Origin of the sequence: Agrobacterium pusense, assembly GCF_013285525.1 — a bacterium.
Taxonomy (GTDB): Bacteria; Pseudomonadota; Alphaproteobacteria; order Rhizobiales; family Rhizobiaceae; genus Agrobacterium; species Agrobacterium pusense.
This window is the reverse complement of sequence record NZ_CP053856.1, coordinates 1,859,170-1,876,885: the sequence shown is the minus strand read 5'-3', so window position 1 is coordinate 1,876,885 and position 17,716 is coordinate 1,859,170. Positions and strand designations below refer to the sequence as shown.

The 17,716-nt window shown below is 59.3% G+C and carries 14 protein-coding genes; 8 read left to right on the top strand and 6 right to left on the bottom strand.

What is annotated here, in order from left to right; genetic code table 11:
• The first annotated feature begins 5 nt into the window (after positions 1-5).
• Complete coding sequence (gene der, locus HQN82_RS09200) at positions 6-1,424, top strand: ribosome biogenesis GTPase Der (protein WP_173614786.1); 1,419 nt, start codon at positions 6-8, stop codon at positions 1,422-1,424.
• Positions 1,425-1,619: 195 nt separating this feature from the next.
• A complete protein-coding gene (locus tag HQN82_RS09195) occupies positions 1,620-2,228 on the top strand; it encodes a DUF2026 family protein (RefSeq protein ID WP_112554139.1) in 609 nt (202 codons plus the stop codon).
• Positions 2,229-2,398: 170 nt separating this feature from the next.
• Here HQN82_RS09195 and HQN82_RS09190 read toward each other — a convergent pair whose 3' ends face one another.
• Positions 2,399-3,448 carry a bifunctional monoglucosyl/glucuronosyl diacylglycerol synthase gene (locus HQN82_RS09190; RefSeq protein ID WP_022556737.1) on the bottom strand — a complete coding sequence of 350 codons (1,050 nt, stop codon included), beginning with the start codon at positions 3,446-3,448 and terminating at the stop codon, positions 2,399-2,401.
• 138 nt (positions 3,449-3,586) lie between these two features.
• Positions 3,587-4,507, bottom strand: coding sequence for a sugar kinase (locus HQN82_RS09185; protein ID WP_173614785.1), 921 nt, complete (start codon positions 4,505-4,507; stop codon positions 3,587-3,589).
• 155 nt (positions 4,508-4,662) lie between these two features.
• On the opposite strand from HQN82_RS09185, the gene bglA reads away from it, so the two are divergent.
• From bglA to HQN82_RS09170, 3 genes are all read left to right on the top strand, one after another.
• A complete protein-coding gene (gene bglA / locus HQN82_RS09180) occupies positions 4,663-6,327 on the top strand; it encodes a beta-galactosidase BglA (RefSeq protein ID WP_173614784.1) in 1,665 nt (554 codons plus the stop codon).
• On the top strand, positions 6,324-6,779 hold the full coding sequence (aac(6'), locus tag HQN82_RS09175) for an aminoglycoside 6'-N-acetyltransferase (RefSeq protein ID WP_112766630.1): 456 nt from the start codon (positions 6,324-6,326) through the stop codon (positions 6,777-6,779). Before bglA ends, aac(6') begins: the two co-directional genes overlap by 4 nt.
• 265 nt (positions 6,780-7,044) lie before the next feature.
• Entirely contained in the window at positions 7,045-7,596 is a 552-nt protein-coding gene (locus tag HQN82_RS09170; RefSeq protein ID WP_173614783.1) for a hypothetical protein, read from the top strand.
• A 67-nt stretch (positions 7,597-7,663) separates the two neighbouring features.
• Here HQN82_RS09170 and ade read toward each other — a convergent pair whose 3' ends face one another.
• Positions 7,664-9,358 (bottom strand): adenine deaminase, encoded by a 1,695-nt coding sequence (gene ade, locus HQN82_RS09165; protein ID WP_173614782.1) that lies wholly within the window; start codon positions 9,356-9,358, stop codon positions 7,664-7,666.
• Between the two features lie 276 nt (positions 9,359-9,634).
• Here ade and HQN82_RS09160 point away from each other — a divergent pair, with 276 nt between their 5' ends.
• Positions 9,635-10,579, top strand: a complete 945-nt coding sequence (locus HQN82_RS09160) for an HD-GYP domain-containing protein (protein ID WP_035211098.1) — start codon at positions 9,635-9,637, stop codon at positions 10,577-10,579.
• Here HQN82_RS09160 and HQN82_RS09155 read toward each other — a convergent pair.
• Positions 10,576-11,085 carry a GNAT family N-acetyltransferase gene (locus HQN82_RS09155; protein ID WP_173615008.1) on the bottom strand — a complete coding sequence of 170 codons (510 nt, stop codon included), beginning with the start codon at positions 11,083-11,085 and terminating at the stop codon, positions 10,576-10,578. The two genes, HQN82_RS09160 and HQN82_RS09155, sit on opposite strands and share 4 nt — an antisense overlap.
• Positions 11,085-13,274: an anthranilate synthase gene (locus tag HQN82_RS09150; protein WP_112766627.1), complete on the bottom strand. Its 2,190-nt coding sequence runs from the start codon at positions 13,272-13,274 to the stop codon at positions 11,085-11,087. Before HQN82_RS09150 ends, HQN82_RS09155 begins: the two co-directional genes overlap by 1 nt.
• Before the next feature lie 282 nt (positions 13,275-13,556).
• On the opposite strand from HQN82_RS09150, the gene HQN82_RS09145 reads away from it, so the two are divergent.
• Positions 13,557-14,495 (top strand): extensin-like domain-containing protein, encoded by a 939-nt coding sequence (locus HQN82_RS09145; RefSeq protein WP_173614781.1) that lies wholly within the window; start codon positions 13,557-13,559, stop codon positions 14,493-14,495.
• 56 nt (positions 14,496-14,551) lie between these two features.
• Here HQN82_RS09145 and HQN82_RS09140 read toward each other — a convergent pair whose 3' ends face one another.
• Positions 14,552-16,798, bottom strand: a complete 2,247-nt coding sequence (locus tag HQN82_RS09140; RefSeq protein WP_173614780.1) for a TonB-dependent hemoglobin/transferrin/lactoferrin family receptor — start codon at positions 16,796-16,798, stop codon at positions 14,552-14,554.
• Between the two features lie 353 nt (positions 16,799-17,151).
• Here HQN82_RS09140 and HQN82_RS09135 point away from each other — a divergent pair, with 353 nt between their 5' ends.
• Positions 17,152-17,673: a TIGR00645 family protein gene (locus HQN82_RS09135; protein WP_004443046.1), complete on the top strand. Its 522-nt coding sequence runs from the start codon at positions 17,152-17,154 to the stop codon at positions 17,671-17,673.
• The last annotated feature ends 43 nt before the right edge of the window (positions 17,674-17,716 follow it).

Below are 17,716 nucleotides of genomic sequence, written 5' to 3'. Positions count from 1 at the left end.
GATCAATGAGCTTCACCGTCGCCATAGTCGGGCGCCCCAATGTCGGCAAGTCCACGCTTTTCAACCGTCTCGTCGGAAAGAAGCTGGCGCTGGTGGATGATACGCCCGGCGTGACCCGCGACCGCCGGCCTGGCGAGGCAAAACTCGTCGACCTGCGTTTCACCATCATCGATACCGCCGGTCTGGAGCAATCCGGGCCGGAAACGCTTCAGGGCCGCATGTGGGCCCAGACGGAAGCGGCGATCGACGATGCCGACGTGACACTCTTCGTCGTGGATGCAAAGGCAGGCCTGACGCCGGCCGACGAGACGCTGGCGGAAATGCTGCGCCGACGCGGCAAGCCGGTGGTGCTGGTGGCCAATAAATCCGAAGCGCGCGGTTCCGACGCCGGTTTCTACGATGCCTTCACGCTCGGTCTTGGCGATCCTTGCCCGATCTCGGCCGAGCACGGCCAGGGAATGATCGACCTGCGCGACGCCATTGTCGAGGCGATCGGCGAAGACGTCGCCTTCCCGCCGGAGGTGGACGAGGCGGAAACGGATATCGTTCTGCCACGCAGCGAGGACGAGGAAGACGAAGAGCCCGTCTATGACGAGACCAAGCCGCTGCGCGTCGCCATCATCGGCCGGCCGAATGCGGGCAAGTCGACGCTGATCAACCGTTTCCTCGGCGAAGATCGCCTTTTGACCGGCCCCGAAGCCGGTATCACCCGCGACAGTATTTCCGTCGAATGGGACTGGCGCGGCCGCACCATCAAGATGTTCGATACGGCCGGCATGCGCCGCAAGGCCAAGGTGACGGAGAAGCTGGAAAAGCTCTCTGTTGCGGATTCGCTGCGCTCCATCCGCTTCGCCGAAACCGTGGTCATCGTGTTCGACAGCACCATTCCGTTCGAAAAGCAGGATTTGCAGCTGGTCGATCTCGTCATTCGCGAAGGCCGCGCCGCCGTGCTCGCCTTCAACAAATGGGATCTCGTCGAAGACCCGCAGGCCTATCTGGCTGATCTGCGTGAAAAGACCGAGCGTCTGCTGCCGCAGGCGCGCGGTATTCGCGCCGTGCCGATTTCCGGACAGACGGGGTATGGCCTCGACCGGCTGATGCAGAATATCATCGATACCGACAAGGTCTGGAACCGCCGCATCTCCACCGCAAGGCTTAACCGCTGGCTCGACGCGCAGACCACGCAGCACCCGCCGCCGGCCGTCTCCGGCCGCCGCCTGAAGCTGAAATATATGACGCAGGTCAAGGCCCGCCCGCCCGCCTTCATGATTTCCTGCACGCGGCCGGAAGCCATTCCGGAGAGCTATACGCGTTATCTCGTCAATGGCCTGCGCAAGGATTTCGACATGCCGGGCGTGCCGATCCGCGTACATTATCGCGGCTCGGACAATCCGTTCGAGAGCAAGGCGAAGAAGAGACGTTGATTTTGGCGTGAGACGTCGCGGCAATTTTCTTCTCCCTGCCGGGGAGAAGATGGCCCGAAGGGTCAGATGAGGGGGCAAGCTCTCCGTATATCGCTGGCCTAGCCCCTCATCCCGCTGCCGCGGACTTCTCCCTGCCGGGGAGAAGAAACAAGCGGCGGACGCTCATCCAACGCCTTGTTTTGAAGAGTAAAAATCATGCTGATCAAGCAGACCGACTATCAGCGGATCTACCGCGTCATCAACAGCCTGCTCCTCGCCCAGAATGCCGATCCCGCTTCGGCCTCGATGTATTTCAGCACTTTCGGCGCCTTCATCCTGCAGCAGCACTACAAGGTGAAAGCGGTGCCGAAGGGCGGGCTTGCGGCCTATAATCTTGGCGGAAAGGTGCTCCTGTTCGCGGATCATCGCGACGATGGTTACGTGACAGGTGCGGGCGAGAATTTCCACTGCTGGATCGATGCCGATGGCTGGGCGATCGATTTCATGGCGCCGGCTTTTGCCGATAGCGCCCGGGGGCTGTCGGTGCCGGCAAAAATGTTCCAGCGGCCACTCTCCGCCATGGCGGCATCCATCAACGATCTCGGCCAATCCGGCGATTTCTTCTATCGTTCGGAGCCGGAAGCAACAGCCAAGCGCTTTGCCGAATGGCACAAACACGCGATGATAGGCGATATGGCAAGCGTCGCCGCCAACTGGTTCCGCAAGTCGCCCAAGCAGATGGCCGCGTCGCTGTCGGTAACGGATCGGGACGGTAAGGCGCGGACCGTGCCACTGACGGGCGAATCTCTGGTCGGTGCCTGGTAGGCACCGGTTTATCGGACTAAAGGACGGCCAGCGTAATCTCGCGGCAGCCGCCTGACGTCAATCAGCAGCCCGACCCCGTTCTAAAGATAACGGCAGTCGCGTCCTGGTCGCCTTGTGACATTCCCGATCGGTTTCGTCCACTATCCCTGAAGAAAATCTCGGGGATCGACTCATGCAAGTTGGGAGCGGGAGAGCAGCGGCAGCGATTTGCCAGCGGCATGAATGACATTGTCGAGGAATTGCCTGGATGCCTTTTCCCAGCTGTAGCTCCTGGAGAGCGTCAGCGCCGCCTGGGGCGAACAATGAAGCGCGGCAAGACAGGCATCGCGAAGATTGTCGTCCAGCGCTCCGGCCGCCGGGTTGCCGCCAAGGATGTCGATTGGTCCGGTAACGGGGAAGGCGGCCACGGGCACGCCGCTTGCCAGAGCTTCCAGAATGGTGTTGCCGAAGGTGTCTGTCTTGGACGGGAAAACGAAGACATCGGCCTGCGCATAGGCGTCGGCAAGATCCTCGCCGGTCTTGACGCCGGTGAAAAGGACGTCAGGGTATTTTTCCTGCAATTCATGGCGGGCTGGGCCGTCGCCGATGACGACCTTAGATCCCGGCAGGTCGAGATCGAGGAATTCCGGCAGGTTCTTCTCCACCGCTACACGTCCCACGGTCATGAAAATCGGTCTTGGCAGGTCGAAGGGCAGCTTTGCCTTCGGGCGGGGATGGAAGAGTTCGGCGTCGATGCCGCGGCTCCAGCGTTTGAGGTTGCGCACGCCGCGCGCCTCCAGTTCTGTCTCAAGGCTTGGCGTCGCCACCATGCAGGTATTGCCGCCATTGTGGAACCAGCGCACGAAGGCATAAAGCCAGCTTTCCGGCACGGGAAAGCGCGCCGCCACATATTCGGGGAAGCGGGTGTGATAGCTGGTTGAAAAACGCATGCGGTTCTTGACGCACCAGCGCCGCGCCATGAAACCCAGCGGCCCTTCTGTGGCAATATGCACGAAGGAGGGCTGGCTTTTTTCGATCTCCGCCGCCACGCGGCGATAGCCGGCGACCGAAAGGCGGATTTCCGGATAGGTGGGGCAGGGGATGCTGTAAAAACTCTGCGGCGTCACCATGCGCACGTCGACGCCGAGCCGCGCCAGTTCGGTATTGGTGTTCTCGATCGAGCGAACCACGCCGTTGACCTGCGGGTGCCAGGCATCTGTGACAATCGTGATTCTCGTCATGAACACCGATCCTGCTCATCTGCGCACGGGCGAATCCCCATTGCCCGGCTTCCGCCCGTATATGCGGCGCGCGTGTTACAGGATCATGTCAGGGTCTGTGACGGCTGCAAAACCTTGTTTGCTGGCCGGGCGTGGCGGCTATCCGACGAGAGGGAGCAATTCGGGGCTGATCAGCGCGCCGTGGTGGCCGATGACGGTTGCCGCCGCCCTTGCGGCGAAAGTGGCCGCTTCTTCCGGAGAGCTTCCGGTCACATAACGGGCGAGGAAGGCGCCGTTGAAACTGTCGCCGGCGCTCGTCGTGTCCACCACCTCAACGGCCTTCATCGCCGGGGCGTGGCTACGGGTGCCGCCGAAATCGAGTGTTGCGCCCTTGGCGCCGTCCTTCACAACGATGTTTTCAACACCGAGCGAACGGTAACGGGCAATGGTCGCTTCCACGGAGGTATCGCCGAAATGGCTCGCCTCGTCGTCGAAGCTCGGCATGACAAGCGTCGCGGCGCGGGCGCCATTGGAGATCGTCTCCAGCATGATGTCCTTGTCCGCCCAGAGGCGCGGGCGGATGTTGGGATCGAAGACCACGGGCTTGCCCGCCGCCTTGGCGCGGCGCAGTTCCGCAAGGAATGTATCGACATCATGGGCGGAGGCGAGGATGGCGAGCGTAATGCCGGAGAAATAGACGACGTCGGCGTTTTCGACCGTTTTGCGCAGGTGGTCCGCGTCCGCAGCGAGCTGTCTTGCCGCCGCGGCATTGCGCCAGTAGCTGAAGGTGCGTTCGCCGTCTTTCAGGTTGATCAGGTAAAGGCCGGGCGTGCCGCCCTTGATGCGGCGGATTTTTTCCGTGCCGATGCCGGCTTCCGCAATGAATGCCAGCATGTCTTCCGAAAGCGGATCGTCGCCGAGTGCGGTGAAATAATCGACGGACCAGTCCTCCGGCAGGCAGGCGCGCGCATACCAGGCGGTATTAAAGGTGTCGCCGGCAAAACCCTTACGCAGCAGCCCGTTGCCGGCCTGCGACAGTTCCACCATACATTCGCCAATCGACAGAAATCGTCCGCCCACGCCGTCATCCTCCCGTTTTTTCCAGCCATGCGGCTTACGACGAGTGCGCGCTGCTGACAAGGTGGTTTTGGCCGTTTGTGCAGGTGCGAAGTTAAGGTTTACGCGGAGGCGGCGGCTTTATATTCTCTCCGTCAGACACGATCAGGAGATTGCCGATGACGTTATCCCATGCCCCGGTCCACAAACCCCAAGCGCAATCGGACTGGTGGAAGGGAGCGGTGATCTATCAGGTCTATCCGCGTTCGTTTCAGGACACGACAGGCGACGGCTATGGTGATCTCGCCGGCGTGACCAAGCGCTTGCCATACATCGCCTCGCTCGGTGTCGACGCAATCTGGCTTTCGCCCTTCTTCACCTCGCCCATGGCGGATATGGGCTATGACGTCTCGGATTATTGCAATGTCGATCCGCTGTTCGGCACGCTCACTGATTTCGATGCGCTGATGGCCGAGGCGCATCGTCTCGGCTTGAAGGTCATCATCGACCAGGTCATCTCGCACACGTCGGACCAGCATCCATGGTTCGTGGACAGCCGGGCGAGCCGGACGAACAGCAAGGCCGACTGGTATGTCTGGGCCAATCCCAAACCGGACGGCACGGCACCGACAAACTGGCTTTCTGTGTTCGGTGGACCGGCCTGGGAGTGGGATGGCGTGCGCAAGCAATATTACATGCACAGCTTCCTGACGTCGCAACCGGACCTGAACTTCCACAATCCCGAGGTTCAGGATGCGCTGCTGGAAACGGTACGCTTCTGGCTGGATCGCGGCGTGGACGGTTTCCGGCTCGATACCGTCAATCACTATTTCCACGACAAGCTCCTGCGTGACAACCCGCCGCTGTTCGACGAGGAAAGCTTCGGGCTCGACGCTTCCGACGTCAACCCTTACGGCATGCAGGACCATTTTTATGACAAGACCCGGCCGGAAAATATCGGATTCCTGAAGCGCTTTCGCGCATTGCTCGATGAGTATGAGGGCCGCGCCACCGTGGGTGAAGTGGGTGACGGCGCGCGGTCGTTGAAGACCGTTGCTGCCTACACATCCGGCAACGACAAGCTCAACATGTGCTACACCTTCGACCTTCTGGGGCCGGATTTCACCGCCAAACACATCCGCGGGTCGGTCGAGACTTTCGGCAAGGTGGTGACGGACGGGTGGGTCTGCTGGGCCTTTTCCAACCATGACGTGGTGCGCCATCTCAGCCGGTTTTCGGAAGGCGCCGAAGAACAGACGCGGGTTGCAAAGCTTGCCATCTGCGTTCTCGCCAGCCTGCGCGGGTCCATTTGCCTCTATCAGGGCGAGGAACTTGGCTTGACGGAGGCTGAGCTGGCTTTCGCTGATTTGCGTGACCCCTATGGCATCCGCTTTTGGCCAGCCTTCAAGGGGCGCGATGGATGCCGCACGCCGATGGTGTGGGAAACAGGCAAGCAGAATTCCGGCTTTTCAACCGCTGACAAACCGTGGCTGCCGGTGCCCTATGCGCATGCCATGCACGCCGCGGATGCGCAGGAGCGCAGGCCGGACTCGATCCTGAACCATTACCGGGCGGTTCTGTCGTTCCGGAAAAGCCATGGCGCGCTGCGTGACGGGGACATGACGTTCCTGAAAACCAATCTCGACGTGCTGGCCTTCACGCGGCACAAGGGCGAGCATACGCTGCTTTTCGTTTTCAACCTGACGCGCAAGCCGGTGGAGTTTCCCATCCCCAAGGGCATGAACGTGACGACAATCCTGCCGATGCCGGGTTTCGAGCCGCTATTTGATGGCGGCATCGTCAAGCTTGAGGGGCTGGACGTGTTTTGCGGGAGCATTGAATGAGCGGGACTTTCGACGTCCGAAATGCTGGCGACTATCCGGATGACTGGTGCCTTCTGCGACACCGTCTCTGGCCCGATACGGCGCCTGAAGACCATCGGGCTGAGTTGCAGGACGTTTGCGAAACCGGGGCTGGATTTATCGTTCACGATCTTGACGGATCGGCCATTGGTTTTGCCGAGGTCAGCCTGCGGCGGGATTACGTCAACGGCTGCGATACGTCACCCGTGGCGTTTCTTGAGGGAATCTACGTGGAGGAGGCGTTCCGCAGGCAGGGCGTCGCCGCCCTTCTGGTGGAGCAGGTGACCCGATGGGCCATCGCCCAAGGCGTCAGCGAACTTGCCTCCGATGCCGATATCGCCAATCTCAGCTCCCATCGCATGCATGCGGCCCTGGGATTTGAGGAAACGGAGCGCGTCGTTTATTTTCGCAGGTCGCTGATCCCGAAGCGATAAGCTGCCTGTGCTGATCCGCGAAGAGTCTCTGGCTGCGGGGCGGGTTGCCACCGCCGCATGTGACGTCATGGCTTTGTCTTAACGTCGTAACGAAGCTATTTAAGTATATTCATAATTTAGAATGTTTATATTGTCGTTTTTCCTCCGCATAAATAATGGTTTCGCATTTATTTCGGCTGTACTGCAAGTCTTGGGCAAGCTTTCGGCGTCAAACATCGTGTCCTGCATATTTCCATCACCACTCGTTAGTGAAGCAGGAATTGTCATGTCCGTTTCAATCAAGAATTTCAATCAGCCCAACAGCGGTAATACTAGGTCCTCAGGCGGCAAAGCCAAGGCTGCCCTTCCGTCCATCCGCGATATATTTCCTTCCGGGAAATCGGCGGCCCGCACATCCTCATCGACACCAGCGGCAAAAACCTCTTCGGCCGACTATATCGCGTCGCCCGCTTTCATGCGGAATCTGAAAGCGAAGCTCGCGTTGGCTGGCGACGATCCGGCGCAATATCTGCGCGCCCGGGCAATGGTAGGCGCTCTCGAGCGCGGGGCCCTGCAGGTTACCAATCCCACTCAGGGTAAAACGATCAATGCGTGGGATCCCAACCAGAAAAAAGCAACGCCGACCACAGCTACCGATACCGCCAAGACCAACTGGGTCGACTTCCTCAATACTCAACTGAAGCGCAGCGAAGACGGTGCGCTTTCCAAGGACGGAAACGGGAGTTATGTCGAAAAGGCGACGGGAAAAAATGCCTATTTCGGCAGGGTCGCGGGCAAATATTATTATGTCACCTGGCCTGCGGAGACGAAGGCATGAGGCCGCGCCAGCGGCCTCAAAAACGGAGGCGAAGCGTTCTTCGCTGCCGCTAGTCGCCAAGCCACCATCAGATCAGTGCAAACCGGTCCACATCCACCATGCCCATGTCGGAAATCTTGAGATGGGGGATGACGGGCAGGGGCAGGAAGGCGACCTGAAGGAAGGGTTCTTCCAGCGTGGTGCCCAGCGCATAGGCTGCTTTTCTCAGGGTGTGCAGCGTATCGCGAACGGTCTCGTAGGGTTCAAGGCTCATCAGCCCGGCGACGGGCAAAGCGATTTCGCCTGTCACCCTGCCGTCTTCCACCACGACAAAACCGCCCTTGATTTCGCCCAGCCGGTTAGCGGCCAGCGCCATGTCGTCTTCGCTCACCCCGACAACGCAGATATTATGGCTGTCATGACCGACGGTGGAGGCGATGGCGCCCTTTTTCAGGCCGAAACCTTGAACGAAACCATTGGCATGGTTGCCGTTCTTGCCGTGGCGTTCGATGACGGCGACCTTGATGATATCGTTTTCGAGATCGACGGTGGTCTGGTTGCCGTCCGTCGGCAGCCTGTAGCGGCGGTGCTCGGTAATGATTTTGCCGGGAAGCACGCCCATGACAGGGCTTTCGCCTTCCGTGACCGGCACGCCAAAATGCGAGGTGAGCACGGGTCTCGCCTTGACGCTGTCGAGACCGACCGGTGCGACCGGTTTGCGCGTGGCAAAGAGCGCATCGTTGACGATCCGGCCTGCGGAAAGAACCATGCTGGCTTTGCAGCTTTCCAGGCTGTCGATCACCACGAGATCGGCGCGCCAGCCCGGCGCGACCAGGCCGCGATCGCGCAGGCCAAAGGCTTTGGCGGCGGAAATAGAGGCGGCGCGATAGATGGCGAGCGGTTCCACGCCGCTGGCGATCGCGGTGCGGATCATGTAGTCGAGATGGCCCTGTTCGGCGATGTCTAGCGGGTTGCGGTCATCGGTGCAGAGCGCCAGATAGGGCGACAGCCGCTCGGTTATGATGGGCATCAGGGCATGCAGGTCTTTCGAGACCGAGCCTTCGCGCACCAGAATGTGCATGCCCTTGCGGATTTTCTCCAGCGCTTCCGTTGCACTTGTGCATTCATGCTCGGTGCGGATGCCGGCAGCGAGATAACCGTTCAGCGCTGTTCCGGAAAGAAGCGGTGCGTGCCCGTCGATATGCTGGCCCTGAAAAGCCTCCAGCTTCGCCATGCACACCGGGTCCTTGTGGATGACACCGGGGAAATTCATGAATTCAGCAAGGCCGATGACCTTCGGGTGGTTCCGGAACGGCAGCAGCTTTTCAATCGGCAGGTCGGCGCCAGCGGTTTCCAAGTGAGTGGCGGGCACGCAAGAGGAAAGCTGCACGCGGATGTCCATGATGGTTTCCATGGCGCTGTCGAGGAAGAACTGAAGCCCCTCCACCCCGAGCACATTGGCAATTTCATGCGGGTCGCAAATGGAGGTGGTGACGCCATACGGCAAAACGCAGCGATCGAACTCATGCGGTGTCACCAGCGACGATTCGATATGGAGATGCGTATCGATGAAACCGGGGACGACGATTTTGCCGGAAATATCGATTTCCCGGTAACCCTCATAGCTTTCGCCGGTTCCCACGATCGTATCGCCACAAATGGCGATATCCGAGGCAACGAGTTCTCCGGTGACGAGATCGAAGAAGCGGCCGTTCTTGAGAACCACGTCTGCCGGTTCACGGCCCGTACCCTGGTCGATGCGCTTTTCAAGTCTGGAATTCATGCGGCTTTCTTCGGCTCCTGATTTACGTCGTATGCGAGAATCTTCATTATTTACATTCGAGGGTTGTTTCTGGATCTATTCGAATTGATTCTTTGAGTTTTAAATATATCGAGAGTAAAAAATTTTCATATTTGTGGTATCTAATCTTCGAGGTTCAAGTTTGGGCGGGATTGGGAAGGCTTGACTTCACCTTTATAGTTCATCCGGTTGTGCGCCGGCATTTTTACGAATTGCGGTTTTAGGTTATATTCCCGGGAAGGAAAATAAAAGCGTCTGATGCTCAAACGAATTTCCACCCAGCAACTGACACTTGGCATGTTTATCGAAGCGGTCGAAGGAACGCTTTCGAATCAGGGATTTTTAAAGCGGCACCGCTTTCTTTTGCGGCAGGAGGAATTGATGCGGCAATTGAAATCAAGCGGCGCCGAAAGCATCATCATCAACACGGCCAGGGGATACGATACCGAAGGCGGCAGGCGTTCGGCTGCGGTTTCGCTGGCGCCGGACAATTGCCCGGAAACCATTGCCGCCGTAACCCATGCGGTCCGATCAGCCGCAGGCACTATTTCCGAGACCTTTGCTTCCGCAGAAGCCGGCGGCCTTGTGTCGCTGAAGGGCATGGCGGCGGCGGCGGGCAAGATTTCCGATGCCGTGCAGTCGAACCCGGCGATCTTCATCGGGGTCACCCGCCTGAAATCGAAAGATGAAACGACTTTCGTGCACTCGGTTTCCGTCAGCGGGCTGATGATCCTCTTCGGTAATTATCTCGGGCTCGACCGCGGAACGGTCGATCTGCTCGGCGTCAGTGGCCTGCTGCATGATATTGGCAAGGTGGAAATACCCTCGTCCATTCTCAACAAGGCGGATGGGTTGAGCACCGACGAACGCAAAATCATCAATCTCCACCCGGCATTCGGGCGGGAAATATTGTCGCGAAACGAGCAGATGCCTGAGATGGTGCTTGATGTCTGCTTCAATCATCATGAGCGAATTGACGGCGGCGGTTATCCCAGCGGGCGCGCCGGCAGCGAGATCAGCCTTTACGCGCGTATCGCGGCCATCTGCGACGTTTACGACGCCGTGACTTCGGTCAGACCCTACAAGAAGCCATGGACGGCGAATGACGCGCTGACCTGGATGCTGCGCCGGGAGGGACATTTCGACCTGCAGCTGCTAAAGAAATTCGCACTTTGTATTTCCGCTGCGCTGCCGAGGGGTTAGTTACCGAGGATGATCGCCATGTTCAGGCTGTCGATATAGCGCCCGTCGATCAGAACGGCATCGTGGGCCCGGCCCTCATGCACAAAGCCGATTTTTTCGTACAGCGCTATGGCTCTGGCGTTGTCCGCATGCACGCTCAGCTCGACACGATGCAGCCCGCCTTGACGGGCGGCATCGAGCGCTCGCCGCATCAGCTGCGCGCCAAGTCCCTTGTCACGGTAGGCTGGTAGGATACCAATGCCGAGTGTGCCGCAATGGGCGCGGGTTACTCTGTCCTGGCGGCGAATGTCGCACCAGCCCGCCACTTCGCCATCCGCAATCGCTACAAATTGCGGATGGTTGTTCTCGATCATGTCGAGAACGAAGGCGCGCACCGCATCGAGCGGCGGCGCCTCCAGGAAGCTCAGATATTTCCGCTCGCGCGATACCGCATCGAGAGCACGATGAAAGCTCTCAACGTGCTCCACCCCTATCGGCTCGATGTTGGTGGTGCCGGCGGCAGCCATCACGCGGCTTTCGTCTTCGCCTTGCGGGTCAGATGCACCACCACGTTCTCGATCATGCGCATGCCGGCGTCCTGGCCAAGCGTCATGATCGATTCCGGGTGGAACTGAACGGCAGCCACGGGTTCCTTGGCATGTTCGATGCCCATGATCGTGCCGTCCTCGCTTTCGGCCGTGATGATGAAATCACGCGGCAGGGTGGAGGGGTCGGCAAAGATCGAGTGGTAACGGCCAACGGTCACTTCCTTGCCGAGACCGGAGAAGACGAGGCCCGGTTCCAGCACGCGGATGCGCGAGGGTTTGCCATGCATCGGCACCGCAAGCTGGCGAAGCTCGCCGCCATAGGCTTCCGCCAGAGCCTGAAGGCCGAGGCAGACGCCGAAGACCGGCAATTCGCGGGCGCGGGCCGCCTTGATCGTCGCCTTGCAGTCGAAGTCCGTCGGGCTGCCCGGTCCGGGGGAAAGCACGACGAGATCGGGCTGGAAGCGATCGAATACGTCGGCTGCGACCGGCGATCTGACGGTGGAGACGGTCGCACCGGTCTGGCGGAAATAATTCGCCAGCGTGTGGACAAAGCTGTCTTCGTGATCGACAAGCAGGATCTTCACGCCAGTACCGACCTTGGCCGCATCGCGCTTGGTGGAAGCGGCGTTGGTGGCTTTCGCGTCGCGAATGGCTGATATCATGGCGGACGCCTTGAGTTCGGTTTCGGCTTCTTCTTCCTGCGGATTGGAATCGTTGAGCAGGGTCGCACCCGCACGCACCTCGGCAATGCCGTCCTTGATCCGGATGGTGCGCAACGTAAGTCCGGTGTTCATGTCGCCGTTGAAGCCGACCATGCCGATGGCGCCGCCATACCAGGCGCGCGGGCTCTTTTCATGGCCTTCGATGAAGCGCATGGCCCAGAGCTTCGGTGCGCCGGTGACGGTCACGGCCCAGGCGTGGCTGAGGAAGCCATCAAAGGCGTCCATATCGTCCCGAAGGCGGCCTTCAATGTGGTCCACCGTGTGGATGAGGCGCGAATACATCTCGATCTGGCGGCGGCCAATGACCTTGACCGAACCGGGTTCGCAGACGCGGCTCTTGTCGTTGCGGTCCACATCCGAGCACATGGTCAGTTCGGACTCATCCTTCTTCGAGTTGAGCAGCTTCAGGATCTGCTCGCTATCGGCAATCGGATCGTCACCGCGCTTGATGGTGCCTGAGATCGGGCAGGTCTCGATGCGGCGGCCGGAGACGCGCACGAACATTTCCGGCGAAGCGCCGACCAGATATTCCTGATGGCCGAGATTGATGAAGAAGGAGTAGGGGGACGGGTTGATCGCCTTCAGGCGGCGCGAAATCGCCGACGGGTTGCTTTCGCAGCGTTCCATGAATTTCTGGCCGGGGACGACCTCGAACAGATCGCCGCGGCGGAAGCTTTCCTTGGCCTTCACGACAAGTTCGGAATATTCGCCGGGACGGTGATCGCCCTTGGGCGGGATCGTATCGGTTGTCTTGAAGGGATCGGGTGCTATGTCCGAGGACTTGCCGTCCGTCGTCACGCCGCCCTTTTCGAAATCGTAACGGTCGATCCAGGCCTTGGCGGAATAGTGATCAACGACCAGGATTTCATCGGGCAGGAACAACACCATGTCGCGCTGGTCTTCCGGGCGTGCCAGCGACAGCTTGATGGCGTCGAACTGGAAAGCGAGGTCGTAACCGAAGGCGCCGAACAGGCCGATTGCCGAATCCGCGTTCGAATAGAAGAGGTCGACTATGGCGCGCAGCGCAGTGAAGACGGTCGGGATTTTTGAGCGTTCTTCTTCGGTGAAGACGCGGTTCGGTTCGTTGACGGTAAGATCAAGACGACGCGTGGTGGAAGCGCCGAGCGTGAGATCGGGCGTCGCCTTCAGCTTTTCGGTGATGAAGGAAAGCAGTACTTCGCCGCGGCCATTATAGGCCTCAATCCACATCTTGCGGCCAAAACAGGAAATTCCGAGCGGTGGGTCGATGATGGCCGTGTCCCAGCGCGTGTAGCGGCCGGGATATTCATAGTTGGACGAGAAAACTGCGCCGCGATGGGAATCGAGCTTTTCGACATAATTGTCGATCGCGTTGGCATAGTCGGCAGGCCGGCGCTTTCGGCTGACCTTGATGCCGCCTTTCGTCTCGTAGGTTTCCGCTCCGTCATCCTGAATGATCGTTACCATTTCTTTCGCACTTCCCGTTGTTCAGGCCCGATGACAGGCGGCAAGATAACAAAAAAGCCGCCTGAAAATTCGGGCGGCTTGGACTTTGTCTGAAGACATGACTGGTCAAGGCCGCGTAAAGCTGCTCCACCACCAGTTAGCAATGTTCTTAGACACGATGTTCATGCGAAAATTGTTAGCGTGCACGATCCGCCTTGGCAAGCGGATTTCGGCAGGGGAATGAACCTTACGGGCCGCCGCGGCGTTGCACCCCTGCCGAAACGGTCAGGAGTGCCCCGTAAAATGCTTCATCGCCTGTGTCTTCTGGTAACCACCCTCGCACTGATTTCTGCCTCAGAACCGCCGGCGCAGGTGCCGGTGCCGCAGCCGAAACCGGGTGAGGGGCAGTCCTCCACCCCCTCGGAAAAGCCATCCGACGAGACGCCGCAAAGGCCGGCGGAAGCACCCAAACCCGTTCCCAAGCCGCAGCCCGAGGAGAAGCCGGTCGCGAAACCCGATGCTTCCGGAAACCAGCAATCCGATGGTGAAAAGACACCCGCAGACAAGGGTTCCGATGACGCCAAGAAGGAAGGCGAGGACAAGGATGGCGTGGAGCAGAAGAAACCGACTGTCGAAACGGCGAAACCTGACGAGAAGCCACCGGAGCCGGTGAAGCCGGAGGACCCGGCCGCACTCCAGGCATGCCTTGCCTCGTTGAAGGGGATTGGTGCAGAGTTCAAGCAGCTTGAGCCGATCCGCGATACGGAACAGGGGTGCGGCATCGACGCGCCTGTCGAGCTTTCCGTGGTTCTCCCAGGCATCAAGCTTGAGCCATCTGGAACCATGCGCTGTGAAACCGCGCTTGCGCTTTCACGCTGGACCAAGGAGATGATGGTGCCGGCGGCCGCTCTGGCATTGCCGGAGAAAAAGGTGACGGCGATCGCCAACGCTTCGACCTATATTTGCCGCAACCGCAACAGAGCGGAAAACGGCAAGATTTCCGAACATGCCAAGGGCAATGCCGTGGATATTTCCACCATTTCCTTCGATAAGGGCGAGCCGCTGGTGATGAAGCCGCGCGGTGAGGACGGGACGCCGGAGGGTGCTTTTCAGCGCACGATTACCGCTGCCGCCTGCCTGTTTTTCCGCACGGTCCTTTCGCCCGGCAGCGACGCAACCCATCAGGATCACCTGCATCTCGACGTGCTGGAGCGAAAAGGCGGCTATCTCTATTGCCGCTGACAAAAAGGGGCGACCCGAAAGGCCGCCCGACTGGAGTTGATGCTTCCGCCCCGGATTTAGAACTTCTGGGTCAGGGAGATTTTGAAGGTGCGGCCTGCTTCCGTGTAGAAATCGACCGGCTGATTGACCGTGCTGACCGAATTCGGGTTCACGTCGCGGACGCCGACGGCATTCCAGTATTTCCTGTCGAACAGGTTGTAGATGCCGGCCTGGATGCGCAGGCCCTTGGTCTGCTCGGGTTCCCACCAACCGGTCAGGTTGAAGACGCCGTAACCGGGGGCGTCGAAAGTGTTGGCCACCCTGTCGTCACGCATGCCGGCGGAAAAAACGCCCGTCAGTTCCGTGCCCCAGACATCCTGCGCATAACCCACACCGAGGACGGACTTGAACGGTGCCACCGTGCGGATGAACTCGTTGGTGTCGGTGTCCTTGCCATAGGCGTAGGCGAGCGAAGCGTGGGCGAAGAAGCCGTTTGCCAGATCCTTGCGGACCTTGGCCTCCACACCGGAGATTTCGACGTTGTTGCGGTTGCGATAGGTAAACAGCGATCCGTTGCCCCTGCCGCCGAAGCCGGGGAAGAGCGTTGTCGAGGTCGTATATTGTTCGATGAAGTTCTTGTACTTGTTGTGGAACAGCGTCAGGCTTCCCGTCAGGTCGCCGGAGGCGTAGTTCGCACCGATCTCGAAACCGTTGCTGGTCTCGGGATTGAGGGCGGAGTTGCCGACAACAGCGTAACCGGAACTGACGTTGGAGAAGTTCAGATACAGTTCGTTGATCGTGGGGGCACGATAGGCCATCGACCATTGTGCGAAAAGCTGTAGTTCGGGCGTGAGGTCATAGGTGGCAAGAAGCTTCGGCGAGAAGCGCGAGCCGCTATTGCCGCTCGGCAGGCCGAATGTTCGGTAGCCGCTGTTGCTGGAAACGGAGCCATCGGGATCGTAATCGTAGGAATCGAAGCGCAGGCCGGGGGTCAGGCGGAAGCCGTTGCCGAAGGCGATTTCGTCATCGAGATAAAGGCCGAGGCTCTTGCCGCTCACGTCAGGCATGTCCGATTGCGACGATGAGGTCGAACCGGCCGTATTGGCGAAAAGCTCCTGGCTGAAATCGGTGGTCATGGCGTTGCCGCCGAAACGGACGGTGTGCTGCACGCCGCCAAGCTCGAACCCGGATTCCAGGCCGCCGACGATACCGAAGGCGCTGTTGCGCATGCTGTCTTCGCGAATATAGAGGGAATTATTGGTCAGCCGGTCGCCGGCGCCGGATTCCTTGGAGAGGCGCGTCCAGTAGAGCGACAGATTGGCGGCATCGATCACGCTGTCAGTCGAGGGCGCCTCGTATTCATAATCAAGCGAGACGCGGTCGCGCTCAGTGTCCTCGTAACCGCGGTAATCGCCGATGCGATAGGTCGAGCCCGATACGCTGACACCCTGAAGGGTTTTCATGTCGCTGCGGTCTCTCAGCGAATACCGTTCGGCAGTAAGTCCTATGCGGTGGCCACCTTCCAGATCCTGGCGGATCTTGAACATCAGGTTGCTTTCATAGGTGTCGGCGGGGTTGGGCTTGGTGCGGCGCGTGCCGTAGATGTCGGCCGTACCCTTGTTGTCCGTTTCATTGCCGCGTTTGTAGGAGCCCTGGAACAGGACCGAGGTGTTCTCGATCTTCTTGACGACGGCGAGCGATCCGCCCACGCTTCTGTCCTCGCTGTCATAGGTGGTCTTGGCGACACCGCCCCAGTCCCTGCCTTCACCGATCAGGTCCTCCGGTTCGAGCGTGCGCAGTACCAGAGCGCCGCCAAGGGCACCGGAGCCGATACGGCTGGAATCGGCGCCGCGCACCACATCGACCGTCGAGAGCGAGGAAAAATCGAAGCTTGAGCTTGTGTCGCTGAGGGTGGTGGTTGCCTGACCCTGACGGGCGAAATTGTTGAAGTAAGGAACGGGAATATTGTCGATCAAAGTGACGACGCGTGCGCCGCCGAGGCCGCGAATGAACAGGCCGCCGGGCCGGCCGGGCTTGGCGTCGACGTAATCGACACCCGGTTCCGTGCTGTTGCCGAGGTCCTTGATGCTGCCGATGTCCTTCTTGCGGATGTCTTCCGCAGTCGTCTGGCTCGCCAGCGGCGTATCGGCGACGGCATTGGCGCTTTTGACGCGCTTGCCCTTGACGACGATTTTTTCGAGCGTGGTGGTGCCATTGGTACCGGAAGCGGCATCCTGTGCCTGTGCCTGTGCGTGGCCGGTCAGGGGCAGAAGAGACATGGCGGTGCAGAGAAGCAGCGCGGAATGCGTGCGTGAGATGGACATTGATTACCCCCGAATATGCGCGCACAGGAGCCACGGCGCGCAAAAACGCGCCGCGCTCAGGCGCGGCTGGATATGTTCTGATTGGTTACGGGCGAGCCGATAAGCGAGGACTAAAAAACATGACGATAACTGTCAACATATTATATATGACTTTTTGCATCATGTTTTAAAGCGGGGCGCTATGTTGCAAAAATATTACGTTTGCGGGCCGCGGCCAAAAAAGATGGGTCAGGGCGAAAACGCCACGATGCGGTCAAAGTGCCGACATTGATGCTTGCTACGATCTTCGCGGCCAGTTTACATGGCGGAAGAAAGCATACCCGAAAATAACAGTTTAATAATCGGATACGGAAATGAAGTCTCTTGAACTGCTCGTCGAGCGGATCATTCTCTCCAGCCGCTGGCTGCTGGTCGTTTTTTATCTCGGCCTCGTCGCGGCACTTGCTGTCTACGCCTTTTCTTTCGCGCTCAAGTTTCTGAAAGTTGCGAAGAACGTTTTTACCTACGACGAAGCCGACATGATCCTCGCCATGCTGGGCCTGATCGATGCTGCACTCGTCGCCAGCCTGATCGTCATGGTGATGATTTCCGGTTACGAGAACTTTGTCAGCCGTTTCGACGATGCCGATGCGGAGGTTTCGTTTCTGGGCAAGCTTGATGCCGGAAGCCTGAAAATCAAGGTCGCGTCGTCAATCGTGGCCATTTCGTCCATTCACCTGCTGCAAATCTTTCTCAATGCCAATCAGTACTCGGACAGCAAGCTGATGTGGTTCACGATCATCCATCTGGCTTTTGTCGCCTCGGCGGTCATGCTTGGTTTCCTGGAGAAACTGATGGCCAAGCCGAAGGACAAGGCCGAAAAGCCGGTGCTTTAGCAGGGTAATCCAGACGATATGAAGGTCGCAACCCCGTCATGGC

What these genes read in the sequence shown, in the direction of transcription:
- HQN82_RS09150 (WP_112766627.1), bottom strand. Translation starts at nt 13,274, where the DNA reads ATGGTAACGATCATTCAGGATGACGGAGCGGAAACCTACGAGACGAAA.
- HQN82_RS09195 (WP_112554139.1), top strand. Translation starts at nt 1,620, where the DNA reads ATGCTGATCAAGCAGACCGACTATCAGCGGATCTACCGCGTCATCAAC.
- der (WP_173614786.1), top strand. Translation starts at nt 6, where the DNA reads ATGAGCTTCACCGTCGCCATAGTCGGGCGCCCCAATGTCGGCAAGTCC.
- HQN82_RS09135 (WP_004443046.1), top strand. Translation starts at nt 17,152, where the DNA reads ATGAAGTCTCTTGAACTGCTCGTCGAGCGGATCATTCTCTCCAGCCGC.
- HQN82_RS09160 (WP_035211098.1), top strand. Translation starts at nt 9,635, where the DNA reads ATGCTCAAACGAATTTCCACCCAGCAACTGACACTTGGCATGTTTATC.
- bglA (WP_173614784.1), top strand. Translation starts at nt 4,663, where the DNA reads ATGACGTTATCCCATGCCCCGGTCCACAAACCCCAAGCGCAATCGGAC.
- HQN82_RS09145 (WP_173614781.1), top strand. Translation starts at nt 13,557, where the DNA reads ATGCTTCATCGCCTGTGTCTTCTGGTAACCACCCTCGCACTGATTTCT.
- ade (WP_173614782.1), bottom strand. Translation starts at nt 9,358, where the DNA reads ATGAATTCCAGACTTGAAAAGCGCATCGACCAGGGTACGGGCCGTGAA.
- HQN82_RS09155 (WP_173615008.1), bottom strand. Translation starts at nt 11,085, where the DNA reads ATGGCTGCCGCCGGCACCACCAACATCGAGCCGATAGGGGTGGAGCAC.
- HQN82_RS09190 (WP_022556737.1), bottom strand. Translation starts at nt 3,448, where the DNA reads ATGACGAGAATCACGATTGTCACAGATGCCTGGCACCCGCAGGTCAAC.
- HQN82_RS09140 (WP_173614780.1), bottom strand. Translation starts at nt 16,798, where the DNA reads ATGTCCATCTCACGCACGCATTCCGCGCTGCTTCTCTGCACCGCCATG.
- HQN82_RS09170 (WP_173614783.1), top strand. Translation starts at nt 7,045, where the DNA reads ATGTCCGTTTCAATCAAGAATTTCAATCAGCCCAACAGCGGTAATACT.